20 protein-coding genes and 3 pseudogenes are annotated in these 24277 nt (G+C 69.6%); 14 read left to right on the forward strand and 9 right to left on the reverse strand.

The window, feature by feature from the left end; genetic code table 11:
• The first annotated feature begins 53 nt into the window (after positions 1-53).
• Positions 54-1619 carry a hypothetical protein gene (locus tag ACQP0P_RS42520; protein ID WP_433367303.1) on the forward strand — a complete coding sequence of 522 codons (1566 nt, stop codon included), beginning with the start codon at positions 54-56 and terminating at the stop codon, positions 1617-1619.
• On the opposite strand, the gene ACQP0P_RS42525 is transcribed toward ACQP0P_RS42520, so the two are convergent.
• Positions 1567-3096 carry a dolichyl-phosphate-mannose--protein mannosyltransferase gene (locus ACQP0P_RS42525; RefSeq protein WP_433367305.1) on the reverse strand — a complete coding sequence of 510 codons (1530 nt, stop codon included), beginning with the start codon at positions 3094-3096 and terminating at the stop codon, positions 1567-1569. The genes ACQP0P_RS42520 and ACQP0P_RS42525 overlap by 53 nt on opposite strands.
• A gap of 54 nt (positions 3097-3150) precedes the next feature.
• The gene (rsmI, locus tag ACQP0P_RS42530) at positions 3151-4005 is read right to left on the reverse strand and encodes a 16S rRNA (cytidine(1402)-2'-O)-methyltransferase (RefSeq protein ID WP_433367308.1); all 855 of its coding nucleotides are present in this window, start codon (positions 4003-4005) and stop codon (positions 3151-3153) included.
• 197 nt (positions 4006-4202) lie between these two features.
• Between rsmI and ACQP0P_RS42535 the strand changes: the two genes are divergently transcribed.
• The 7 genes and pseudogenes from ACQP0P_RS42535 to ACQP0P_RS42565 form a co-directional block, all read left to right on the forward strand.
• The gene (locus tag ACQP0P_RS42535; RefSeq protein WP_433382386.1) at positions 4203-5720 is read left to right on the forward strand and encodes a dolichyl-phosphate-mannose--protein mannosyltransferase; all 1518 of its coding nucleotides are present in this window, start codon (positions 4203-4205) and stop codon (positions 5718-5720) included.
• A 110-nt stretch (positions 5721-5830) separates the two neighbouring features.
• A complete protein-coding gene (locus tag ACQP0P_RS42540) occupies positions 5831-7045 on the forward strand; it encodes a hypothetical protein (protein WP_433367311.1) in 1215 nt (404 codons plus the stop codon).
• Between the two features lie 84 nt (positions 7046-7129).
• On the forward strand, positions 7130-7273 hold the full coding sequence (locus tag ACQP0P_RS42545) for a hypothetical protein (RefSeq protein ID WP_433367313.1): 144 nt from the start codon (positions 7130-7132) through the stop codon (positions 7271-7273).
• 163 nt (positions 7274-7436) lie between these two features.
• Positions 7437-8081 carry a hypothetical protein gene (locus ACQP0P_RS42550; RefSeq protein WP_433367315.1) on the forward strand — a complete coding sequence of 215 codons (645 nt, stop codon included), beginning with the start codon at positions 7437-7439 and terminating at the stop codon, positions 8079-8081.
• 263 nt (positions 8082-8344) lie between these two features.
• Positions 8345-8590: pseudogene (locus tag ACQP0P_RS42555) on the forward strand (S1 family peptidase); the annotation flags it as partial.
• A 93-nt stretch (positions 8591-8683) separates the two neighbouring features.
• Positions 8684-8980, forward strand: a complete 297-nt coding sequence (locus ACQP0P_RS42560) for a ricin-type beta-trefoil lectin domain protein (RefSeq protein ID WP_433382389.1) — start codon at positions 8684-8686, stop codon at positions 8978-8980.
• Between the two features lie 173 nt (positions 8981-9153).
• Positions 9154-9324: pseudogene (locus ACQP0P_RS42565) on the forward strand (ABC transporter ATP-binding protein); the annotation flags it as partial.
• Between the two features lie 6 nt (positions 9325-9330).
• On the opposite strand, the gene ACQP0P_RS42570 reads toward ACQP0P_RS42565, so the two are convergent.
• The 5 genes and pseudogenes from ACQP0P_RS42570 to ACQP0P_RS42590 all read right to left on the reverse strand — a co-directional run.
• Entirely contained in the window at positions 9331-10197 is an 867-nt protein-coding gene (locus tag ACQP0P_RS42570; protein WP_433367318.1) for a MarR family winged helix-turn-helix transcriptional regulator, read from the reverse strand.
• Between the two features lie 708 nt (positions 10198-10905).
• A complete protein-coding gene (locus tag ACQP0P_RS42575; protein ID WP_433382392.1) occupies positions 10906-12153 on the reverse strand; it encodes a serine hydrolase domain-containing protein in 1248 nt (415 codons plus the stop codon).
• 249 nt (positions 12154-12402) lie between these two features.
• Positions 12403-13077, reverse strand: coding sequence for an ankyrin repeat domain-containing protein (locus ACQP0P_RS42580; protein ID WP_433367321.1), 675 nt, complete (start codon positions 13075-13077; stop codon positions 12403-12405).
• Positions 13078-13456: 379 nt separating this feature from the next.
• Positions 13457-14260 carry a neutral zinc metallopeptidase gene (locus tag ACQP0P_RS42585; protein ID WP_433367324.1) on the reverse strand — a complete coding sequence of 268 codons (804 nt, stop codon included), beginning with the start codon at positions 14258-14260 and terminating at the stop codon, positions 13457-13459.
• A gap of 65 nt (positions 14261-14325) precedes the next feature.
• Positions 14326-14577: pseudogene (locus ACQP0P_RS42590) on the reverse strand (ATP-binding cassette domain-containing protein); the annotation flags it as partial.
• Between the two features lie 83 nt (positions 14578-14660).
• On the opposite strand from ACQP0P_RS42590, the gene ACQP0P_RS42595 reads away from it, so the two are divergent.
• On the forward strand, positions 14661-15788 hold the full coding sequence (locus ACQP0P_RS42595) for a hypothetical protein (RefSeq protein WP_433367327.1): 1128 nt from the start codon (positions 14661-14663) through the stop codon (positions 15786-15788).
• Between the two features lie 191 nt (positions 15789-15979).
• On the opposite strand, the gene ACQP0P_RS42600 is transcribed toward ACQP0P_RS42595, so the two are convergent.
• Both ACQP0P_RS42600 and ACQP0P_RS42605 read right to left on the reverse strand, forming a co-directional pair.
• The gene (locus ACQP0P_RS42600) at positions 15980-17578 is read right to left on the reverse strand and encodes a hypothetical protein (RefSeq protein WP_433367330.1); all 1599 of its coding nucleotides are present in this window, start codon (positions 17576-17578) and stop codon (positions 15980-15982) included.
• A 281-nt stretch (positions 17579-17859) separates the two neighbouring features.
• Positions 17860-18990: an NAD(P)/FAD-dependent oxidoreductase gene (locus ACQP0P_RS42605; RefSeq protein ID WP_433367333.1), complete on the reverse strand. Its 1131-nt coding sequence runs from the start codon at positions 18988-18990 to the stop codon at positions 17860-17862.
• A gap of 626 nt (positions 18991-19616) precedes the next feature.
• On the opposite strand from ACQP0P_RS42605, the gene miaB reads away from it, so the two are divergent.
• The 5 genes from miaB to ACQP0P_RS42630 all read left to right on the forward strand — a co-directional run bounded on the left by miaB (position 19617) and on the right by ACQP0P_RS42630 (position 24033).
• A complete protein-coding gene (miaB, locus tag ACQP0P_RS42610) occupies positions 19617-21077 on the forward strand; it encodes a tRNA (N6-isopentenyl adenosine(37)-C2)-methylthiotransferase MiaB (protein WP_433367336.1) in 1461 nt (486 codons plus the stop codon).
• Between the two features lie 34 nt (positions 21078-21111).
• The gene (locus ACQP0P_RS42615) at positions 21112-21960 is read left to right on the forward strand and encodes an SDR family oxidoreductase (RefSeq protein ID WP_433367339.1); all 849 of its coding nucleotides are present in this window, start codon (positions 21112-21114) and stop codon (positions 21958-21960) included.
• A gap of 77 nt (positions 21961-22037) precedes the next feature.
• A complete protein-coding gene (locus tag ACQP0P_RS42620; protein ID WP_433367341.1) occupies positions 22038-23342 on the forward strand; it encodes an FAD-binding protein in 1305 nt (434 codons plus the stop codon).
• A gap of 70 nt (positions 23343-23412) precedes the next feature.
• Positions 23413-23616: a hypothetical protein gene (locus tag ACQP0P_RS42625; RefSeq protein WP_433367344.1), complete on the forward strand. Its 204-nt coding sequence runs from the start codon at positions 23413-23415 to the stop codon at positions 23614-23616.
• Between the two features lie 9 nt (positions 23617-23625).
• A complete protein-coding gene (locus ACQP0P_RS42630) occupies positions 23626-24033 on the forward strand; it encodes a neutral zinc metallopeptidase (RefSeq protein ID WP_433367347.1) in 408 nt (135 codons plus the stop codon).
• The last annotated feature ends 244 nt before the right edge of the window (positions 24034-24277 follow it).

Below are 24277 nucleotides of genomic sequence, written 5' to 3' on the forward strand. Positions count from 1 at the left end.
CTGAAGCCCCTCGCCCGGGTCAACTCCCTGAAACGGCTGGCATCCTGTAATGCATGGTGACCGTCGCCGACCGCCCTCGCCTGGACGTGCCTCCGCCCGACCGGGTCACTCGCCTGCGGGCGTTCCTGTACCGGCATCGCCTCTTCGTGGCCGCCCTCGCGCTGGCGTTCCTGCTGCGTGTGGTCACCATGCTCGGCTATGGCCCGGCCCTGTGGTTCAACGACTCCTACGAGTACGTCTCCGGGGCGGTGAACCCCGACCGGCCCAGTGCGCTGCGCCCGAACGGCTACTCCTTCCTGCTCCTGGCGCTGCGGCCGCTGCACAGTTTCGGCCTGGTGGTCTTCGTGCAGCACCTGATGGGCCTGGGCATCGCGGTGCTGATCTACACCCTGCTGCGCGGCAGGTTCGGCCTGCCCGGCTGGGGGGCGACGCTGGCCGCGGTGCCGGTGCTGTTCGACGCGTACCAGATCCAGCTCGAACACCTGGTCATGTCCGACGCGATGTTCATGCTGCTGGTCGTGGCCGTGATCACGCTGGTGCTCTGGCACCGGCGGATGTCCTGGCGGACCGGCGCGGTGATCGGGCTGCTGCTGGCCCTCACCGCGCTCACCCGGTCGATCGGCCTGCCGATCCTCGCGCTGGTCGTGGTCTACCTGCTGGTCAAGCGCACGGCATGGAAGACGATCGCGGCGATGATCACCGCGTGCGCGCTTCCCGTGGTCGGCTACATGGCCTGGTTCGCCTCCGCGTACGGCAACTTCGCGATGACCAACAGTGACGGCGCGATCCTCTACATGCGGACGGCGCTCTTCGCCGACTGCGAGAAGATGCGGATCGACCCCCGCGAGGAGCTGGAGCTGGCGCTGCTGTGCATCAGCGCGCCGCCGGGCCAGCGCGGCTTCTCCGGGCAGAAGTACCTCTGGTGGGCACAGAACGGCCAGCGCTTCCACGCCTTCGGGGTGGGCAGCACGTTCACCCCGGAGACGAACAAGACGGCGGGCGCGTTCGCCCAGCGGGCCATCCTGTCCCAGCCGCTCGACTATCTGAGCCTGGTGGCCGGCGACTTCTTCCGCGCCTTCCGCTGGGACCGGCCGCGCTTCCCGGATTTCAACACCTACCGGCAGTACGAGTTCCTGCCGGAGAACAAGATCCTCCCTGCCTGGTCGTCGTACCGGGGCAACACCGACACCGACGCGCAGAAGTACGATCCGGGCCTGCGGACCGCGCCGATCCAGGGCAAGCCACGCGTGATCGGTACCGACGTCCACGACCCGTGGGCGGGCTTCATGCAGGGCTACCAGCGGATCGTCCGGCTGCCCGGCCTCGTGATCGGCGTGCTGCTGCTGATCGGCCTGGCCGGGGTGGCGGTGCGCTGGCGCAGGCTGGGCGGCCCCGTGCTGCTGCCGTGGCTGGCCGCCCTCGGTCTCATCCTGGCCCCGGCCGCGACCGCCGAGTTCGACTACCGCTACCTGCTGCCCGCGGTGCCGCTGGCCTGCCTGGCGGCCGCGATCTCGCTGCGCCACGGGTTCTCCCGGCCCGCCGCGTCCGGCACACCCACCACACCCGTCACGCCCAGCTCCGGAACAGCATCCGCGACCACCACTGGGAGTGCGGGATGACCTCGGCGGCCAGCACCGGGTGGAGCCACCAGAAGTTGACCAGCGCCAGCAGGGTGAAGGCCCCGACGACCGCGGCCCCGAGCGCCCTGCGGTTGGGCGCGGCGCCGGCCCGCCCGATGATCAGCCCGGCGACCATGGTCAGCGCGAGGATCATGAAGGGGAGCATGGGGATCGCGTAGAACAGGTACATGGTCCGGTTGTCGGTGAGGGCGTAGTAGAACCAGGGGAGCCAGCCCGCGGCGTAGCCGAGGAGCAGGGCCCCGGCGCGCCAGTCACGGGTGGCGACGTACCAGGCGACCATGGCGATGAGGGCGGCCAGGCCGCCGTACCAGATGACCGGGGTGCCGACGCCGAGCACCGCCTCGGCGCAGTTGTCGGTGCCGCAGGCGCCCTTGGGGCTCTGGTAGTGGAACGCCACCGGGCGCGAGAGGAGGGGCCAGGTCCAGGGTGCGGACTGGTAGGGATGCCCCTCGCTCAGCCCGGTGTGGAAGCCCAGCACCTGGAAGTGGTAGCTCAGCCAGGAGCGCAGCGAGTCGAAGACGAAGAACACCGGGCCCTGCGAGGTCGCCTGCGCCCAGTTGCGGCCCCAGCCGAGCGACGAGGCGAACCAGCCGGACCAGGAGACGATGTAGGTGAGGGCCGGCAGCAGGCCCATCGCCAGCAGGGCACCGGTCAGGTCCCGGTTGACCACTCCCAGGTACGGTCTGCGCAGGCCGACGGCCCGGCGGGCACCGGCGTCCCAGACCAGTGACATGATCGCGAAGGCGACCAGGAAGAAGATCCCCGACCACTTGACCGCGCAGGCCGCGCCCAGGCAGAGCCCGGCCGCGATCCGCCACGGCCGCAGTCCCAGCCAGGGGCCCTGATCACTGAGCGGCGAGGTCTCGTACCAGTCGACCAGTCTCCCGCGCGCCCAGTCGCGGTCGGCCACCAGGCAGGCGAACCCGGCCAGCACCCAGAACATCAGGAAGATGTCCAGCAGCGCGGTACGCGACAGCACGTAGTGCAGGCCGTCGACCGCGAGCAGCAGTCCGGCCAGGCAGCCCAGCAGGGTCGAGCGGGTCATCCGGCGGGCCACCCTGGCCAGGATCAGGATCGACAGCACCCCGACGACCGCCCCGGCGAACCTCCAGCCGTAGGGGGTCATGCCGAAGAGCTGCTCGCCCAGACCGATCATCCACTTGCCCAGCGGCGGATGGGCCACGTAGAGCGGGCAGGGGTCGGCCTCCGGCGGGGTGCACTTGACCAGGAAGTCGGTGTTCCCCTGGATGATCATCCTGTCGGCGATGGGATCCTTCACGGTGCCGAGAGAGGCCCGCTCCACCCCGTGGTTGATCAGCGCCCAGGCGTCCTTGGCGTAGTACGTCTCGTCGAACATGACCGCGTTCGGCCGCCCGAGGCCGACGAAGCGCAGGATCCCCCCGAAGGCCGCGACCAGCAACGGCCCCAGCCAGCCCCAGGCGACATTTCCCGACATAGGCGGCAAGAGACGATCCCGTGTTGATCCCATTCAGGGAATTATGGTGAAAAGTCAGCCTCGATGGACAGCTTGGTAAAGATCCCGTTTGGGGATTCCCGCCGCCTTCGCCACATCCACGATCGCCTGCTTCCTCGGCACCCCCGTCTCCTCACGGCGCGCGACCTCGTCCACCAGGTCCTCGATCACCGGCGGCAGGGCCTGCCCGGCGTACCCGGCGACCACGATGGTGATCTCCCCCTTGACGCCCCCGGCCGCCCACTCGGCCAGCTCGCCGAGACCACCCCGCCGCACCTCCTCGTAGGTCTTGGTGAGCTCACGGCAGACCGCCGCCCGGCGGTCGGCGCCGAACGCCTCCGCCATCGCCGCCAGCGCGGCACTGAGCCGGTGCGGCGCCTCGAAGAACACCATCGTGCGCTCCTCCTCCGCGAGGGCCGAGAGCCTGCGGGAGCGCTCACCGGACTTGCGCGGCGGGAAGCCCTCGAAACAGAACCGGTCGCTGGGCAGCCCCGAGACGGCCAGCGCCGTGGTCACCGCCGACGGCCCCGGCAGCGAGGTGACCGCGATCCCGGCCTCGACCGCCAGGTGGGTCAGCCGGTAGCCGGGGTCGGAGACGCCCGGCATGCCGGCGTCGGTGATGACCAGCACCGTCTTGCCGTCCTGGAGCGCGCCGAGGAGCTCGGCGGCCCGCCCCGCCTCGTTGGCGTCGTAGTAGGAGACGACCCGGCCGCCGATCTCGGCGCCCAGTTCCCCGGCCAGGCGCCGCAGCCGCCGGGTGTCCTCCGCCGCGACCACGTCCGCGCTCTCCAGCGCCAGCCTCAGCCGGGGTGAGGCGTCGCCCGCCTGCCCGATCGGAGCCCCTGCCAGCACAAGCCTGCCGTTGTCCGTCACCGTTCCATCCTCCCGCATTTCGGATGGCCCCCCGGCGCGGGGAGAAGTTAACCATTTAGTCCTGTAGTGAGGTGTTTCCTGGGCTAGCTGCGGTAAGGGGACCGTACGATGTCCGGGTGGCCGTGACCGACTTCCCCAGCCAGGCGTCAGAGCAGCCGGAGCCCCAGCCCGACGGCGGGCCCTCGGGTTCCGTTCGTGACCGTCTGGTGCCGCCGATGCCGGGAAACCCCCTGTGGGGCTGGCTGGGGCCGCTGCTGGTCACGGTGTTCGGGGCGATCCTGCGCTTCACCAACCTCGGTCACCCGAACGCGGTCATGTTCGACGAGACGTACTACGCCAAGGACGCCTGGGCACTGATCAACTTCGGTGCCGAGCACAACGTCGTCAAGGACGCCGACAAGATCCTGATGCGGGGCGGCACCGAGATCTGGCAGCAGTGCGCGCCCGCGGAGATCGACAAGTGCGCCTCCTACGTGGTCCATCCGCCGCTGGGCAAGTGGATGATCGGTCTGGGCGAGCAGCTCTTCGGCATGACCCCCTACGGCTGGAGGTTCGCCGGGGCGGTCGTCGGGGTGCTGTCGATCCTGATCCTGGCCAGGGTGGCCCGCCGGATGACCCGCTCGACCCTGCTGGGCTGCCTGGCCGGGCTGCTGCTCGCGGTCGACGGCCTGCACTACGTGCTGTCGCGGACCGCGCTGCTGGACATCTTCCTGATGTTCTGGGTGCTGGCCGGGTTCGCCTGCCTGGTGGCCGACCGCGACTGGGCGCGCGGGAGACTGGTCGACTGGTACGAGAGCTCGCCGCTCAGTGATCAGGGCCCCTGGCTGGGGCTGCGGCCGTGGCGGATCGCGGCCGGGCTCTGCCTGGGCGCGGCCTGCGCGGTCAAGTGGTCGGGGATCTTCTTCCTGGTCGCCTTCGCGATCATGTCACTGGTCTGGGACGCCGGTGCCCGCCGGGCCGTCGGCCTGCGCAGACCGTACGGCGGGGTCTTCGGCAAAGACCTGCCGAGCGCCCTGCCCGCGCTGGCCCTGCTGCCGGCCCTCACCTACATCGCCTCCTGGGCCGGCTGGTTCGCCTCCCCCGGCGGCTGGGGCCGCAACTGGGCGCAGGCGACCTCGCAGGGCCCGGTGTTCTTCGTCTTCGACTCGCTGCGCTCCTGGCTGAGCTACCACTTCCAGGTGCTCGGCTTCCACACCGGGCTGGCGACCCCGCACAACTACCAGTCGGACCCCTGGTCCTGGCCGCTGCTGCTCCGCCCGGTGGCGTTCTTCTACGAGAGCCCCAAGGGCGCCTGCGGCACCGACAGCTGCTCGCAGGCGGTGCTCGGTGTCGGCACCCCGGTCATCTGGTACGGCGGCCTGGCCGCCCTCATCGCCATGGTCGCCTGGTACGTCGCCACCCGTGACTGGCGCGCCGGAGCCGTGCTCCTCGGCTACGTCGCGGGCTGGCTCCCCTGGTTCTACTGGGCGATCGCCGACAACCGGACCATGTTCCTGTTCTACGCGATCCCCATGGTCCCGTTCATGATCCTGGCGATCGTGCTCGCGGCCGGAATGATCATCGGCCCGTCCGGCGCCCCGCCCGGGCGGCGGATGGCCGGTGCCGCGATCGTGGGGGCCTTCACCCTGCTGGCACTGGTCAACTTCTGGTGGCTCCACCCGGTGCTCACCGCCGAGATCATCCCCTACGCCGAGTGGAGTTCACGAATGCTTTTCAAGAAAGGCTGGATCTGACAGCTCGCATATGAGCCACTTAGAAGACATTTCCTAGGGTAGGCACCGTGCAGGATCCATTACGTCACGTTCATCGTCAGAGCAGGCCCGCATACGGCAGACTTCGAGGCATGCCTGCACCGGACGTGGCCGCACTCCTGTCGGAGCTGGAGCGTTCCGAGCCCGCCTCCGCCGAGCACGCGCGCAGCGCGATCGACTGGCTGACCGGCGGCGAGCCGCTGGAGACGATCACCGAGCTCAACGTGTGCGAGTTCCTCTGGTACACGCTGCCCTCCAAGGTCACCGGAGACCGCACCGTGATCGCCCACGCGCTGGGCCGGCTGCTGCGGCTGGGCGGTCTGGAGCGCTACGCCGCCCTCTGCTCCTCCCCCACCACCGCCCAGATCCTGCGTACCTACGCCCGCCTGGGCGAGGACGCGGGCATGGCCGCCTACCAGAGCGCCCTGGACGCCACGGGCGTGCTCCCGCCCGACGTCCCCGAGCTGCACTGGAGCTCGATCATGGGCCCTGAGGAGCTGGGCGCGCACGGCGCCTGCTCGGCCGCGCTGGAGCTGGCCATCGTCTCGGGAAGGCTCACCCCCGACTCCGCCGAACGGCAGACGCTCACCAGCCACTGGCTCACCGCGCCCCGTCCGGAGCTGGGCGGCGACAACTGGCTCCACCGGGTCCAGGGCGAGCGGCTCAACCGCTGGGTCCTCGGCCGGGGCACCGCCTGGCGCGAGCTCGCCCAGCCCTTCGAGGTGCGCCTGCACGCCCCCATCCCGGCACCCGACGAGGCTCACCTGGGCGCGCTGCGCTGGCTGCTGGCCCTGGGCCGCCGCCCGGGGGGCATCCCGCTGACCCAGCGGGACAACCTCGCCCGCTCCGTACTCGCGGAGAGCACCTGGAGCGGCGCGGAGCTGGCGGCGGTCCGCGAGGTGGCCCAGGGCCACATGGGCGCGCTGCGCCAGAGTGGCAGGCGCCTGGTGACCACCCCGGCGGGTGAGCGCCTGCTCGGCGACGCCGACCTGCTCTGGGAGACCGCCGCCGCCGCGCTGCTCGCCCCCGTCTCCGGGGAGAGCGGCTTCCGTACCTCGGCCAGGGAGGTGGCGCTGATGCTGCTCGCCGACGGCGCCCCCGCCGACCGCGACCACGTCACGGCGGTGATCGACTGCGCGGAGTGGCAGACCGTGGAGGTCGACGCCTCGCTCACCGAGCTGAACAGGCGCCTGGACGCCTTCGGCCTGCGCGTCGACGGCAGCCTCACCCCCGCCGGACGCTCGGCCGCCCTGGCCGCCCTCCGCAGCCACGCCCTCCGGCCCCGCCAGTACGTCAACATGACCTGATCTCCCTTCGCGCGCTCCGGCGCCGCGGCCGACCGGAGCCGTACGAGGGCCCGGCCGGGCGCGGCGCCGGAGCCCGCGGCAGCGGTGCTGAAGAGCCCGGTCGACGTGCCACCGCTCGCCACGATCGTCGGCGCCCTGCTCGGTGACGCGCTGCTGGGCATCCCGATCGCCGCGGCCGTCCTGCTCATCCTGCGAGAGGTGGTCCTGCCCCGGCAGGAACGCACCTGAGGGCACCCGAGGGCAGAGGTCACCGGCGCTGCCGCACCCGGTACATCGCGCCGGGGTGTACGGCGTCGCGAAAATTTATCACTTCTTCGCCACGAAATCTCGTAGATCACAACAACATGCGATAGAAGATCACATGCACCTATTGTCTCCTCTTGGGGTACACGTGAAGAAGCACCTTCGACTCCTCGCGGCCCAGCTGTTCGCCGCAGCCCTTGTCATCACCGTCTTCTCCAGCCCCGCCAGCGCCGACACTCCGGCGAGCGACGCCCAGCTCGCCGCCGAGTGGCAGGCCGCATGGGACACCCAGAAGTTCTACGACACCACGCCTCCCGCCGCCGGCTCCGGCCGGAGCCGGGCCCAGAGCAGCATCTCGATCACGATCAACGCCCCCGCCACCAAGGTGTTCGCGGCATATTCCAACATCAACAACCACGTCGGCATGCACTCGTTCCTGAAGCGGGTCGTCACCCACAAGGACTGGTTCAAGTACGGCAAGCGCCACATCAACTTCACCGCCGTCGAGGAGATCCCCTACGAGGGCGCGATCGTCACCAGTAACACGCACGCGCAGCAGCGCATCAACGCGAACGCCCTCTACTACGAGACGGACACCTGGTCGCTGCCCGGCGTCGTCACGCACCAGAAGATCGTCTTCACGAAGCTGACCGGCGGGAAGACCAAGGTCACCGAGTACCTCACCTTCGACGCCGACACCTCACTGATCGACTTCGTCGTCGCGAACGGCGTCGCCTCCCACGAGGTGACCCAGGCGGGCCTGAAGCAGGCGATCGAGAGCGGCTCCATCTGATCCACCCCCTGGCCGGGGCCGCTTCCACGACGCGCCCCGGCCGGCTCAGCACGTCTTCCTCCGGTGTTTCCCGCCGGAGTCCGCGGTGGCCCCGGCCCGCGGCGCCATCTCCGGCAGCGCCAAAACCTCGCAGGTCACCAACCGGACGCGGGTCTGCGAGCGCCCGCCCGGCGATCACGTTCGGGGATGACCTTCTTGACTTGAAATATTACAAATGTAAAAGTCTCTCCCAAGAGAGCGCTCTCACGCCTCGTCCACCCCCCACCGGCTGGCGCTGCGGCGTCATCCAGGCCAAGAACGTGACCGTCAACTACTCGGGATCGCTGGTCTACGGGCTCACCCAGACCACCGCCTGCGCCGAGGGCGGCGACTCGGGCGGCGCCTGGATCACCGGTGACCAGGCCCAGGGCATCACCTCCGGCGGCTCCGGAAACTGCTCGACCGGCGGCAACACCTTCTACCAGCCGGTCAACGAGGTCCTCGGCGCGTACGGCCTGACCCTGACCACCACCGGCGGCGGGAACACCAGCCGGCTCATCGGCTGGCAGGACAAGTGCATCGACGTACCCAACAGCAACGGCGCCGACGGCCAGCGCCTGCAGCTGTGGGACTGCAACAACACCAACGCCCAGAACTGGACCTTCCCCGGCGACGGCACCGTCCGCGCCTTCGGCCTCTGCATGGACGTGGCCTGGGGCTCCACCGCCAACGGCGCCGCCATCCAGCTCGCCAACTGCAGCGGCAACCCGGCACAGCAGTTCGTCCTGAGCGGCGCGGGCGACCTGGTCAACCCGCAGGCCAACAAGTGCGTGGACGTCACCGGCTGGGGCGGTGGCGGCACCCCGCTCCAGCTCTGGGAGTGCAACGGCGGCGCCAACCAGAAGTGGCGCCGCGGCTGACCTTCACCTTCGCATGACCCCGTCGGGGCGGTGAGCACCCACCGCCCCGGCACCGACTCCGGCCCGCCGGCTGCCGGGGAGCGCGGTCTCCCGGCAGGGTGGCGTAAAGGGGGGCGGCAGTGGCGGGACGTGTCGAGGTGGACCGGCTGACCTACGTGCCGCCAGACGGGCGCCTGCTCCTGCTCGACGAGCCGACCGGCAACCTGGACCTGGCCGGCGCCGAGGCCCCGTGACAGGGCCTGGCCACCTTCTCCGGCACCGTCCTGGCCGTCACCCACGACCGCTTCCTGATCTTCGGTGCCGACGGAACCGTCTACGAGGGCCGAGTGGAGCGCTCCCGCTGAACTCGCCTACCGCAGGAGCTTGACGAGCAGGGCGCGGAGGTCCTGGGCACCTTCGGGGCCGAGGGTCTTCTCAATGTCGTGCTCGACGCCCAGCATCGCGTCGCGGACCGCGGGGAGGCGGGCGCGGCCGAGGTCGGTGAGTTCCAGGGCATAGCGGCGGCGGTCGTGCGGGTCCTGGCCGCGGACCACGATCCCGGCCTGGACGAGTTCCTCGACCAGCGACGCGGCGGCCGGTTCGGTGAGGTCCAGGTACTGGGCGAGTCGCTGCTGGGGGCAGGGTCCGAGCCGGTCCAGGGCGGGCAGCAGGCCGAAGTGACGGGTGCGCAGGCCGTACTCCGCCAACCTGTGGTCGCCGAGCCGGCGCAGGTGGTAGTGGGCCTGGGCGATGAGGTGTTCGGTGCTCGCGACGATGGACCGGCCGGCGGACCGCTCGTCGTGGGCGACCAGCCTGCTCAGCAGCTCGGTGAGGCGCCGCCGTTCGGCCGGGGTCAGCGGGGCGGTGAGCCGGACGTCCCGGTCGGCGACGGCCTGGCGCATGTCCTTCAGCGCGGTACGGCCCTCGTCGGTCAGTGACAGGACATAGGTACGGCGGTTGGCCGGGTTGCGGGTCCGGGTGACGTGACCGGCCTGCTGGAGCCGGTCGAGCAGCTTGACCATGATCGTCCGGTTGATGCCGAGACGGTGTGCGAGGTCCTGCTGCGAGGGCGCGTCCTCGTCGGCCAGCACGTCGAGCACCACGAAGTCACGGGACTGCGGCCCGTCCCGCATGGCCTCACCGGTGATGCCGGTGAAGACCCGCCGCAGGAGATGGCCGATGGTCACGCGCAACGGCCCGGACTCCTCGCCGACGGTCCCTCCCCGCTGATCGGACACGGCCACCACCTCCCCGAACAAGCCTAGTGGCGCTGATTGTTCGGGTACGGCGCTGTCGACGGTCGAAGACCGCGCCGACCACCGGCAGGAGCCAGATCGCGGCCCTCGGCACCGCGGACCTGACTCTGCTGGGCCGGGCGATCGCCGGCCGCACCGGCTGGAGACGTGGCCGCGTCACAGCGGTGGCGGCGACGGTCGCCGTCGTCACGGCCGCCGACCTGTGCGCCGCGATACGCGCGAGCCGGCACCGTCCGGAGGAGTCCGCGGCCAGGTATTTCGAACCCCTGGACCGTTCGATGTGCAGCGATCCAGGTGCAGGCGCGACTCTGGCCGCTACCCGCCTTCACCTGTGCATACGGTCCATGGTGATCCAGCGTCATCAGGTTTCCCATCATGCTTCCGTGATCTCATTGGCACCCGACCGTTCACGACCAGTGACGATGCCGGCGAAAACCCGCCCGGTTTCCTCCACGTCAGCCCGCGACACGATGTTCAACGCGTTGAACATCTCGGACAGGAAGCCGCCCCGCCGGCTCCGGGATCGGCTTCGCTGTCCTTCTGCTGCCGGCGGCTGCGCCGGCGCTTGCCATAGGCGGCGTGGTCGACGCTCCGGCATGTGACTGAGGCTGCCCGAACGGGACCACTGGAGCTGACCGCACGGCGTACGCCCCGTCATGCCCCCGCCGGCTCGGCGGGGGCGGGAGGTGCTCAGAAGTAACGGGAGCTGAGGTCGGTGGTGGGCCAGGTGGTGACCTTGCCGATCTCGGCGTTGATCCGCGGGCTCAGCACGTCGAAGTCGAGGCTGCCGCTCTCCTCCCGGCGGTTGAACAGCGCGGCGTAGGTGAAGCCGTTCTGCAGCCGGGCCAGATAGGTGTAGGTGCCGGGCAGCGAGCCATCGTGCCAGGTGTTGAGGTGCCCGGTCACCTGGCGCACCCACCAGCCCGCGCCGTACCAGGAACCGCTTGAGGTGACACCGATCTCCGGCTTGGCGAACATCTTGCCGATGGAGGTCGCGTTGAGCACCGGACCGGCCGCGTCGAAAACCTTCGCGAACCTGACCAGGTCCACCGCGGAGGCCAGCCAGCCACCGCCGGGACCACGGTTGGTCATGCTGAAGCCGCCGTACGGGATGGGTACCACGGTGCCCGTAGGATCCGTGACGGTCTTACCGGTGAAACGCGACTCGTAGAACACCTCGCCGGGCGCGGCCTCGGCGCGGAGCGTACGGCCGAGCTTCAACCGGGTGATGCCGACGGGCGCCAGCAGCTTCTGCTTGACGTAGGACTCGTAGCTCTGACCGGAGACCTTCTCGACGATCCGGCCGAGCAGCATGTAGCCGTAGTTGCTGTACGCGTAGCGGCTGCCGGGGGCGAAGTCGAGCGGGCGGCTGCTCGCGTACGTGATGATGTGCTCCTGAGTGATCGGCAGCGGTACGCCGAGCGTGCCGGCGATCACGTGGTCCAGATACAGATAGTCCTTCGAGATGGCGCTGTCCCAGCCGCCGGTGTGCTGCAGCAGCCGCAGCACCGTCACACTGGCCAGCCGGGGATCCGCCGCGGTGGACAGGCCGAGCAGGCCGGCCACCGAGGCGCCCAGGCTGAGCTTGCCGTCCTGGACCAGGCGCATGATGGCGGTGGCGGTGATGTGCTTGCTCAGGCTCGCGATCCGGAAAAGCGAGGTGGGCGACACCGCGGGGACGGCCCGGCCGTCGCTGGAGTACCGGTAACCGCGCGCCAGGACGAGCTTGCCGTTCTTGACGATGGCGAGCTGGGCACAGGAGATGTCGCGCTCAGTGATGTAGGTCTTCAGGACCTGGTCGAACCCGGCGAGCGCGGTGGGCGCGACCCCGGACACCTCCACCGCCGGGGCGCTGCTCGCCCGCACGGGCGGCGCGCCGAGCACGACCGCGGGCACCATCGCGGTACCCGCCTGGAGAAGCCTTCGCCTGCTGAGCATCGTCACATGCGGTCCTTGGGTCGGCGATTGGAGGGGCCTTGAACATCGGTAGCGGATCTTAGGGTGCGTTTTGGGCTTTCGCCAACAAGGTTTTGGGACACCGGACTCGGTGCCGCGGGTGCCTTCGGGAAGCCTGACCACTCCGGGGAGCCGGGGGCGTGCGCCTTTCCCTGCGCCTGTTCATGGCCGCGCCGGCTCGTCGCAGCGCAGCGGGCGGTGCGGCTGGGCCGGCGGTTTCACAAAGCCCTTCTACCGTGCTCCGGCGGAGCGGAGGATGGCGGCGATCTCGCTCTGGCTCCTGTCGAGTGCGTGCTGGAGCGGGGTCGTGCCGTCCTTGTCGGCCAGGTTCACGTCGGCGCCTCCCGCGATGAGCAGACCCACGATCTCCTGGTACGGCGCGGAGCCGTCGCCGAGGATGACCGCCTCCAGCAGTCCGGTCCAGCCCAGGTCGTTGACATGGTCGACGTTGATATCCGTCTTGAGCACCTCGCGCACGTAGTCCACATGGCCGCGCTCACATGCCGGGATCAGCGAGACTCCGCCGTACCGGTTCCTGATGGTCAGGTCCGGCCTGGCCGGGAGCAGCGCGTGAAGCATGGCCACGCTGCCGGTCACCCCGGTCACCAGCCAGGGCGTGTCGTGCTGAAAGTCCAGCGCGTTCGGATCCGCGCCCGCGGCCACCAGGACCTTGGCGACCTCCACGTGGTCGGCCGCCGCGGCGAGCAGCAGGGCGGTACGGCGCTGCGGGTTCCGGGCCTCGATGTCGGCCCCGTTCGCGATCGCCTCGCGGACCTTGGCCACGTCGCCCTGGGCGGCGGCGGTCAGCGACTGTTCGTTGAGCACAGCGGATCCCTTCATGCCGGAGGGACCGCACCCGGTGAGGGCCAGGGCGAGCCCGGCGAGCAGGAAACCACGGCGGTCCACGGTCATATCCTTCCAGACTGCCGAGGGCGTCAGCCGAACCGGGCGCAGTTCGTCCCCACCCTGGCCCGGGTGGATGTCATCCAGGGAGATGTGACCGCCCCGGCCTCCGGCAAGGACGCCTTCACGACGCCCGACGCCACGCTGCGCGGATCACAGTTGAGCGCGGTGAACCGCGCTCATGGCCCGCATGGCCGGCCGTCCCGAACCCGCGCCTCAGGACGCGACAACGCCTGACGAACACGACCTTCGATACGCGGCCGTCTCACCAGCCGGCATGAAGGGGGCTCGGGAGCACAGCGACAGCGGGCCCGCCGCGATGAGCACGAAGCGATCGCGGACGGGCCCGCCACTGCTTTCCCCTCCCGCGAGGAGGCCGCCGTCAGGCGACGCTGGACGCTGTCGCGGTCCAGGTGTTGCACGCGGCCGGGGAGGCGCTGTCGAAGCCGCGCTGCAGCCAGGCGACCCGGTTCTTGCTCGTGCCGTGGGTGCGGTCCGCGCCGATCTCCTCATCACCGCTACGCCCGAGAATGTCCACGGCTTCCGCCCAGTCCTCGGCCGTGTACTGCTGCGAGGGCCAGATGCTCCCCGCGAACACCCCCGCCAGGCACTCGGCCTGCAGCTCATTTCGGCGGTTGCGCTCCAGCGCCTTTGCCTTGCTACGGACCGGTGTACGCACGGCGGCCCATATGCCGCTGAGATTCTGCACGTGGTGGGCGTACTCGTGCGCGATCAGCACCAGGAGGTCCGGGTCCGCCGGGTCCTGGATGGCGTAGTCGTTGATCCGGACGACCATCTGCCGCTGTTTGACGCAGTACATGCCGACCACATATTCGGGCCAGCGCCACCCGCATGCGCTGGTGGACTTGGTGAGGTACCGGACCGCCGGCTTCTTGAACGGCAGGCCGGCCTTCTTCAGCTGCGCGGACCACGAGGCGTTCAGGCAGCCGAGCATCGCGGTCAGGTGCTTTTTGGCGGCGCCGACGCTGGCGAAGTCATCCGGGTGACGGCCGCAGGGCACCGTCATCTTGCCGCTGCGGTACAGCGGGTTGTGGGTCAGCGCCTTGGATCCGGTGGGAACCGGACCGCCGGCGGTGCGGGCAGTGCCGACATTGGCATGGGCGGTGCCGGTAAGCAACAGGCCGACCAGTGCCCCGGCCAGCAGGACGATACGAGGGGTACGCATGACCCCGAACTCTACAGAAACGGCGATATGAGCTGACAGGCTTTTCTCCTCGCTGCACCGTCCTGTCGGCGATTGCCTTGGCGTCCGGGGCCGACGAGGTCGAGCACGGTGATGCCCTCGGGCGCGACCGGCGACTGGGGCAGCAGTCCGAGCGTGCGGGCCAGTTCCTTGGCGGGCATGCGGTGCACCTGTCTGCCGTCCAGGACGACACGGCCCTCGCGGGGCGCGAGCAGCCGGGGCAGGGAGCGCAGGAGCGTCGACTTCCCGCAGGCGTTCGCGCCGACGATCACCGTGATCTCGCCGGGCGGCACGGCCAGTCCGTGACCGGCCTGCCGTACGAGGTGTCCGGGATTCCGCTTTCGCGCCTCTGCTCCACGGCGCTTCTCCGTACAATCCACTCATGATCAGGCAAGCGGCCGCGATCACGGTGTTGAGCCTCGTCGTGGCGGGATGTTCGGGGAGCACCGCCGAATCCCGGAGGAGGGCGCCGGGCCACAGCACTCCGGCCGGGGACGGCCTTGCTCTGTCCTCGGGAGTGTGGGAGCAGCTGGGCGGCGGGGGCGCCGGGATGACCAAGGTCGTCGTGACCGGGCCCGGCGAGGCGTGGGCGGTGGGCGCCGACGGCGAGGGCGGTGGGCAGGGCCGCGGCGTGCTGCGCTGGGACGGCCGCGCGTGGCGGTCCGCCCGCCCGCCGGACGGACTGCTGTATCCCAGGGCGCTGTCCGGCACGTCCCCGGACAACGTCTGGCTCTTCGACAAGGACGCGGACGCGTGGCGCTGGGACGGCCGCCGATGGACACGCCGGGAAAGACCGCCCTGGCCGCGTTCGGCCGACGTCCATGACGCCGTCGTCACCGGACCCGCGGAGGTATGGGTGGCCGGCAAACAGAACGTCGGCACACGCAGCCGTCCGTCCTGGCGTCCTCTTCCCCTCGCGCGCTGGTCCCCGTCGGGCTGGTCCGAGGTCTCCGCCCCCTCTCCTTCCATATGGCGGTTGAGCGCGGCGACCCCGGACGACGTGTGGGCCATCGCCACCGACGATTCGGACTCCTTCACCGTGATCGAGCACTGGGACGGACGCCGCTGGACCATCTCGCCGACGCCGTCCTCGTTCAGCGGCGCGAAGGTCCAGTTCTACGACATCGCCGCGAGATCGTCGCGAGAGGTGTGGGTCGCGGGCACGGTCGTGCGGCCAGGACACCGCGTGGCCGCACTGCTGATGCGCTGGGACGGCAGCCGATGGAACCTGGCCGACGGCATCCCTTCGGGAGCGGTCTCGTTCGGAGCCGTGGCCCCGGACGGCCGCGGCGGGGTATGGCTCGGCGCCACCAACTACTCCTACGACGACGATCGCATCCTGCTGCACTTCGACGGCCGCTCCTGGACCTACGAGAAGTCACCCGAGTCCCGCAACGCCCCTGCGGTCTCCGACATGGCCAGAGTCCCCGGAGGGGACCAGGTCATCGCGGTCGGTGGCAACCCCTCCTACGACGAGGACGGCAGCGGATGGATCTGGGTGAGGCGCTGAGGAAGGCCAGGACACAGCGGCTGCCGCAATGCGGGCTCCTACGGCTCCTCCTGGTGATGCGGGGCGTCCGGGGATCGCAACAGCCAGTCGGCCTGGTGGAGGACGACTGCCAGGTGGTGGCGGGTGGAAGCGGCTGTGGCGCGCAGGTCGGAGCCGCGCGCCGCAGCCGGGTCGTTCTCGCCGCTGGCGGGTCAGCTCGTCCGGACCCGGTCCCAGGATGCCTTGTTGTCCGCCTGGGCCTGGTCGCGGCGGTCGGGAATGACGCAGACCTGGTCGCCGATGTATGCCTCGCGCCAGACGTAGCCCGCCACGCAGGTCTTCGGCCCGTAGGGGCCGTCGGTCCAGCGGCTGGAGGCGGCGGCGTTGTCGTCCAGGGTCTGGTAGCGGGTGGTCAACGAGACGCACACGTAGTCGGAGTCGTCGGCCATGCGCCAGACGTACTCGTCCTTGCAGGCGTTCGGCCCCCACACGTGCTTGGCCGTGTTCAGCCGGTTGGGTGCTTCGGCGGTGTCTCGATCGGTCTCCGCCTTGACCTCGCGGGTGACACAGGCGGCGTCGCCGGCGGTGATCCCGCGGAAGACGAAGCCCACACGGCAGGAGCCGTCACCTTCATGGCGGCCGTTCTGGTTCTGGTTGTCGGCGGCGGCCTGATCGCGGGCGGCGGCCGTCACGCAGGCGTCGTCACCGGCGACGGCGTTACGCGGGACAAAGCCGTACCGGCACTTGGTGGTGAGGTCGGTGGTGACGGTGACAGTGGCCGAGTCCTCGGTCATCGAGTCGAGTCGGACCTGGACGCCGTCTTTGGTGAAGCTCTGGAGCGGCTTCGGGTTCTCGACGCTGTCCACCAGCAGGGTGGGGCTCCCGTTGTGCCCGACCATGTAGTCGTAGTCGTGGATGAGGACGGTGTCGGCGGGGATGGCGCTGCTGCGGCCGGTCTTCTTCCGGAACTCCACGGTGAGGAAGCGGTTCGGTGATGCCGGGTCGTACGGCACGCGCACCATCAGCATGCCGGGCCGCTCAGGCTGCTCCAGCGGCGCGAGCCGTACCGTCTGGGTGGCGACTCCGTCCTTGCCGAGGGTGAGCACCCGCCAGCCGGGCAGCCAGCCGAGTTCGTCCAGCCGTGGCGCGGCCAGCCCGATCACCCCTTCCCCGAAGTGCTCGGAGGGCGGGGCGAAGGTCTGCCCCGTCGACATCACGTCCCACGGGTTGCCGAACTGGAGGCCGGGCCTCTGCCGGGTGCTGCCGACCTCGGAGTAGCCCCAGTCGAGGTTGTAGAGGAAGAAGACCTCGTAGACGAGCCTCGGCAGGGTCCAGGCCCTGGAGTCCAGGACGGCAGAGCGGTCGGGACGGGCGCTGTAGAAGGTCTTCTCGACCCCGCCGTGGTCGGTGTTGACCATGACGAGCAGCGGACGCCCGGCCGGATGACGGTAGCCCTGGCTCTCGGCGGCCTTCAGACAGTCCTCCTTCTTATCCCACCACTCGTACACCCCCCCGCTGTTCCACTGCTCGAACGTCTTGGGGATGGTGTACCAGCCGTACACCTCACTGCCCTCGATCGACACCCGGCCGCGCGACTGCTCGGTCACGTAGTCGGCCAGCCCGCCCTTGCCCACCCCGTCGGTGGTGAGCATGTCCTTGAAGAACTGCCGGTCCTTCGGCTCCTCGGGCCGGTCGAGGAACTTGCACAGCAGTACCGAGATCGGCATCTTCGCCTGCACCGGCTTGGCAGCCGCCGGAGCGGACGGCAGCAGCGCGGCGGCGGTCAAGGCGGCCAGCAGCGTCGCTGCCAACCGGCGAACACCGTGGTGGAACATGACTCCCCTTTTCCTCTGATTCGAGAGGATCACCGTCGCAGGCGGGTCTGGGATCCGGCTTGGAGGTCACTGGGAGCCGTATCGGCCCGTGCCGCACCGAGCGGTCACCGCCGCGTGGACTGACGGTGTGCCCATGGCCGCTACGGTTTCCGCTGGACGGCACCGGCTCCGTGATCAGCTGCTCGCCCTGTGCCGCTCGGTCGCGGGGAATCCGGGCCTGGCGTACACCACAGGCGGATCATGGGAGCCGGTCGGCGTCACCGGCGGGGGTGGTCGATCGCCGGGTCCGCGAGCCGTGGGTCGACCTCGGGAAACGAGCCGTCGCCGAACAGGATCCGCGCCGCCAGGGCACGACCGCGTAGCGCGGTCACCGCCGCCTCTGCCACAGCGGGGGATCGGATGCCGGCGAACACGCGGCGCAGCAACAGCCGGCCTCGGAACCGGGCCCGCAACGCGCCCCCGTCGTACCGGCTCAGCACGCGTTGGTCGCCGGTACGCAGGTACCCGGCGGTGACCGCCGCGGCCAGTTCGGACATGCGTAGGCAAGGGTCCAGCCCACCGGCCGTCAGCGGCGACACCGCGCCCGCCGCGTCTCCGACGAGCAGCCCGGCGGGGCACGCCAACCGTCGCAGCACACCGCCGACCGGGATCGGACCACCTCGACGCTCGACCGGACCGGCCGGCGCCACGTGGCCGGGCGCGTCCGCGGCGAAAGCGTCCAGCAGGTTGCGGATACCGGTGCGCATCGCGTTCGGATATCCCGCGACGCCGACATGCGCATGCCGGCCGTCGTCGATGACCCATCCCAGGTACCCCGGAGCGACCCGGGGGTCCAGCACGCAGTGGAACGCCGGGGTGGTCGTGCCCGACGCGATCGGGTGGACGATCTCGGCGCCGACGAGGAAGCGCCGGTTGACATCAAGGCCGAGATCACGGGCCACCCGGGAGCGGGCACCGTCCGCGCCGACGACGAACCGGGCCGTCACCGGTTCCGCCCCCGCGAACCGCACAGAACCCATCGACGCGCCGACATACCGTACGCCCAGCAGGACCCGTGCCCCGGCCGACTCCGCCGCGCGGCGCGCGTGCTCGTAGACGGCCGCCATGTCGGCCACGCGGTACTCGTCCCGGTCGCTGGTGAGCCGGATCGGTGCCCGCCGCGACGGCGGATACAGCAGCACGTCCCGGACACCTGGCCCGAGCAGGTGATCCGGCACGTCGAAGTCATCGAGGGTGCGGCGCACGAAGATCCCTGTCGTGCGGATGCCCGCCGACAGCGACCTGCGACGGTCGACCACCAGCACGTTCAGTTCCCGTCGCGCGAGCAGGCGGGCTGTGCGCAGGCCGGCCAGGCCCGCACCCACGACCAGTACATCCACTGTCTGCATATCTTGCGACGGTAGGGGCGACACCTCATCCATACGATGGTTTGCACGCTACCTGCCCCATACCTCCACACCGTCGCCACACTCGCGACCGTGAATTTCTCCTCTGCCGAGAGGTAGCTGTGAAACCAGCGTCCCGGTGGTTGTTCTCTCGCTCGGCATTTCCCTTACATCCACCGCCCCCGTGTCCGCCAGGGAATCGGCGACGCCGAAACTCATGATTGGCGATGCCGGTTATGTCATCTGCCCAGCTATAACGCCATGCCGCATCTCCTTCGTCACCCCATTTCGGATAAAATTAAGACAGATCTTGACGAGTATGGGGGGATTGACTACCTTCGAGGTTAAGCCGCCGAGGCGGTCGACCCCTCAAAAGGGTCGGCGGTCAGGCCCCTCAAAAGGGCCCGGCGGTGGGGAACCCCTCAAAAGGGTTCCGGGTCGAGTCTCTCAAAAAGACTCCACCCGGAGACACGGCTTCTCAAAAAAGCCGGTGCCTCCAGAGTTTCAAGGGCCTCCGTCCCCACCATGGGGACGGAGGCCCTTCTCTGCCAACTGCACAAAGCAGAAAACCGCAGGGGTTGGAGGCCGCGATGCCCGGCACCTACGAAGTACGCACATTCGGCTGCCAAATGAATGTGCACGACTCAGAACGCATCGCAGGCATGCTGGAGGCGTCCGGATACACACCGGCCCAACCCGGAACGCCCCCCGACCTCCTCGTGTTCAACACCTGTGCCGTCCGCGAGAACGCCGACAACAAGCTCTACCGATCCCTCCGCGGATTACGCGACCACAAACACGACGGCATGCAGATCGCCGTCGGCGGATGCCTCGCGCAAAAGGACCGCGGCACCATCATCAAGCGCGCACCCTGGGTCGACGTCGTCTTCGGCACTCACAACATCGCCGCCCTTCCCACCCTCCTGCGACGCGCCCAGGTAGCCAAGACCGCTCAGATCGAAATCCGCGAGGCACTGGAAACCTTCCCCTCCACGCTCCCCACCCACCGGGAATCCCCCTACGCCGCCTGGATCGCGATCTCCGTCGGCTGCAACAACACCTGCACCTTCTGCATCGTGCCCTCCCTACGCGGCAAGGAGACCGACCGCCGCCCCGGCGACATCCTCGCCGAGGCCCGAGCCATGGTCGACGACGGCGCACTCGAAATCACCCTCCTCGGACAGAATGTCAACGCCTACGGCGTTGGCTTCGGAGACCGCCAGGCCTTCAGCAAGCTGCTACGCGCCTGCGGTGACATCGACGGCCTCGAACGGGTCCGCTTCACCAGCCCCCATCCGGCCGAATTCACCGACGACGTGATCACCGCCATGGCCGACACCCCCAACGTCATGCCGCAACTCCACATGCCGCTGCAGTCCGGGTCCGACCGCGTCCTCCGCGCCATGCGCCGGTCATACCGCCGCGACCGCTACCTGAAGATCCTCCAATACGCCCGCGACGTCCTGCCCGACCCCGCCATCACCACCGACGTCATCGTCGGCTTCCCCGGCGAGACCGAAGCCGACTTCCAGGACACCCTCGACCTCGTCCGCCAAGCACGGTTCGCCGGCGCCTACATGTTCCAGTACTCCAAACGTCCCGGCACCCCGGCGGCCGAACTCGACGACCAGCTCCCCAAGGACGTCGTGCAGGAGCGGTTCGACCGGCTCGTCGCCCTGCAGGACCAGATCAGCCTCCAGGAGAACCAGCGCCAGGTGGGCCGGACCCTCGAACTGATCATCGCCGACGGCCAGGGCCGCAAGAACGGCTCCACGGGCCGCCTGTCGGGACGGGCACCCGACGGCCGCCTCGTGCACTTCACACCATCGCCCCCATCCGGCGAAACCCGCCACGCGACCCCACGTCCAGGAGACGCGGTCACCGCCACCATCACCCACGCGGCCCCGCACCACCTCCTCGCCGACGACGGCATCCTGCACCTGCGCCGGACCAACGCCGGCGACACCTGGGAAAGGCGCCAGGCCCACCCACCCACGCCCGCGGGAACCCCACCGAACGTCACCATGCTGGGCATGCCCGGAATACGAGGCGTCCGGCCTGCCACCGGGCACGGCTGCGGCACCTGCTGAAGGAACCGAAGCCGACCGTCAGGCGGGAGGGAACATGATCCTGGTCACCGGCGGCACCGGCCGTATCGGCAGCGAACTGGTGCGACTGCTCGCCGCGAAGGCTGTCCCCGTGCGGGTGCTGACCCGCGATGCGGCCAAGGCGGAGAGCCTGGCGCGGCACGGTGTCGAGACCGCGGTCGGGAACATGAACGACCCGCGTGGCCTTGACTCCGCCATGAGCGGTGTCGGTCAGGTGTTCCTGCTCTCCAAGGAGGAGCCCGCTCAGGTGGAGCTCCAGCACAACGTCGTGGTCGCGGCCGTGTCGGCGGGTGTCCGTCGCCTGGTCAAGGTTTCCGCGATGGGCGCCGGCCCGGACTCTCCGCTGAGAGAGGCGCGCTGGCACGCCCGGACCGAGGACGAGATCGTCGCCTCGGGGCTCGCCTACACCCACCTGCGGCCGAACTTCTTCATGCACAACCTCACCATCTACGCGGCCTCGCTGGGGGATGGCGTGCTCTCGGCACCCATGGGCGGGTCGCGGATCAGCATGATCGACCATCGGGATGTGGCGGCGGCGGCGGCCGCGGTCCTCACCGAACCCGGGCACGAGCACAGGTCGTACACGCTGACCGGGCCGGAAACGTTGTCCTTCGCCGAAGTGGCCGAACGCCTGTCCCGGGCACTCGGCCATCCCATCCGTTATGTGAACGTCTCCCTGGAGGACGCGCGGAGAAAATGGCTGGCCCTGGGGATCCCCGCGTGGCGGGTCGACTCTTTCATCGACATACACCGGGAGTACCGGACGAACTGGGCCGCACCGGTGACCACCGACGTCGCGGACCTGGTCGGACGCCCAGCGCGCTCGCTTGTGGCAATCGCCGCCGGCCTTCTCGGATCACGATGACCGATCCCGCGGCGGTCGGCCTTCCGATTCGGACCGATGCCGGGGCACTCGACGCGGCTACGGGCGATTTTGGAGGCTTGATCCGCTGCCGTCCCTCCGCGGCGCTCAGGGCCACCACTGCCGGCCAGGTCTCCGCCGCCGTGAACCTCGCCGTGGAACGGGGCTGGGGAATCGGCGTACAGGGCCGGCGGCACAGTACGGGCGGGCAGGCCCAGGTCTCCGGCGGGCTGGCGCTGTCGACCGCAGGACTGGACCACCTCTCCGTCGACGAGCGCACCCGGCAGGCCGATGTGGGCGCCGGCGTGCGCTGGGACACCCTGGTCCGGCACACGCTGAAACACGGCCTGATCCCTCCGGTGCTCACCGACTATCTGGGGCTCAGCGTCGGAGGGACTCTGTCGGCCGGCGGATTCGGGGGCTCCTCGTTCCACGCCGGCGGCCAGACCGACAACGTCGACGAACTGACCGTGGTGACGGGCACCGGTGAGGTGGTGACCTGCTCTGCTCGGCGGAATCGGCACCTCTTCGACGCGAGCCGAGCCGGTTTCGGACAGTTCGGCGTGATCGTCGCCGCACGGCTTCCCCTGGTTCCGGCATCGCCTGTCGTCCGTACCTGCAAGGCGCTCTATACGGACCTCCGCCAGATGATCGAGGACCAGCGGATCCTGACCGCCGCCACGGGTGTCACCTCCGTTCAGGGCTTCGCGGTCCCGAACGAGCCGGATCGGCTCGCGCTCACGTTCGGCCCCGACGTCAGGCTGCACCTGCCGTCGCCGGACGACCGGCCGTGGATCTACCAGATCAAGGTCGCCCATCCGGTGGGCGACCGGTGGACGCCCGCAGCGACGTGTGATCCGTTGTCCGGCCTGTCCGTGCCGCCCGGCCAGTGGGTCGCGAAGGAGTGCGACGCGCTGGAGTTCGCCGACCGGATGGCCCCGGACGTCCGGCTGATGTCCGAGGCGGGGCTGTGGCAGGCCCCGCACCCGTATCTCAGTGTCTTCCTGCCCGCAGGCCGGTCGGCGGACGTGATCAGCGCCGCCCTCGACACGAGGTCGCCGGCAGATCAGCGGCACGGGCCCGTCATCATCCAGGTGCTGACGCGTCGCGCCCTGCGCACGCCGAACATGCTGCTGCCGGCCGGCGACCAGCCGGTGCTCTTCAGCCTGCTCCCCAACGCGTATCCATCCACTCCGGCGCGCGTCGCGGCCCTGCTGAACGACAACCGCCGCATTCACCACCTCGCCTGCCGTGCCGGGGGCACGCCTTATCCGTTCGGATCGCCGCCGACGGATCTGGAACGGCCTCGGCACCACGTGCTGCGTACTCCGCACCAGCGCGACATGAAGCGCCTGTTCGATCCGCATGGACTGTTCGGCCGCTGAGCGCCGATGCCACGGCTGAGCATCCCACTATCGTTGCGGTAAGCGAACAGAGCACACTTACACTCTCCGCGTGAACGTCGACGTGATCGTCATCGGAGCAGGTCCGACCGGCCTTGCGCCTGCCACCGAACTAGGGCTGTCCACCCTCGTGGTGGAACGCCAGGACATGCTGGTCAAGGCGGCAGCACCGTGGTCGGGACGGATCCGCCATGTGCAGCGAGGGCAGGGCGAGGGCCCGTACAACACCGGCCGCTACTGCACCAGCGAGCGGTGACTGGTCATCATGATCAGCGACTACGCCGTCAAAGCGCCGGCCGACCCGGTGATGCTGCACCTGATCGCGCACGAGTACGCCCACCACGTGCAGAACCTCACCGGCATGTGGACCGCCTACAAAGACATGCCGGCCCGCACCAAGACGCAGGCGCTGGCGCAGAGCCGCCGCTTGGAACTGCAGGCCGACTGCCTGGGAGCGGTGTTCATGGCCAGTGTCTGGTCGTCGCAGAACTACCGGGGCGAGGACTGGAAGGAGGTCGTCGACCACTATCGGGGCAGCGGCGATGAGAAGGTCAACAAGGAACGCAGTCACGGCACGGGCAAGAACCGGGCGGCCTGGCTGCAGCGGGGTTTCGCCGGCGCTTCCCCTGCCGCGTGCAACACCTGGACCGCACCGGCGTCCCGCGTCGCCTGACGGGTTCCTTCCGCCGCAGGTCACTGACAGACAAGCCCGAGTCCTCGCTGCGGACTCGGGCTTGTCCGCGTTCCTCCTCAGAGACCGAGCTTCCCCTCGGAGTACGGCGACCCGCCTGGTGATCATGAATGCTTGTCGGCCAGGCAACAATCCACTGAAGTCGAGTAGCGCTCGGTGAGGTCAGGCCGAAGGCAGCAAGAGCGCCGCAGCCTTTGATGTCGGTGCGTGGCGCCACACAGTTGGG

Source organism: Streptosporangium sp. CA-115845, assembly GCF_050943795.1.
Classification (GTDB): Bacteria; Actinomycetota; Actinomycetes; order Streptosporangiales; family Streptosporangiaceae; genus Streptosporangium.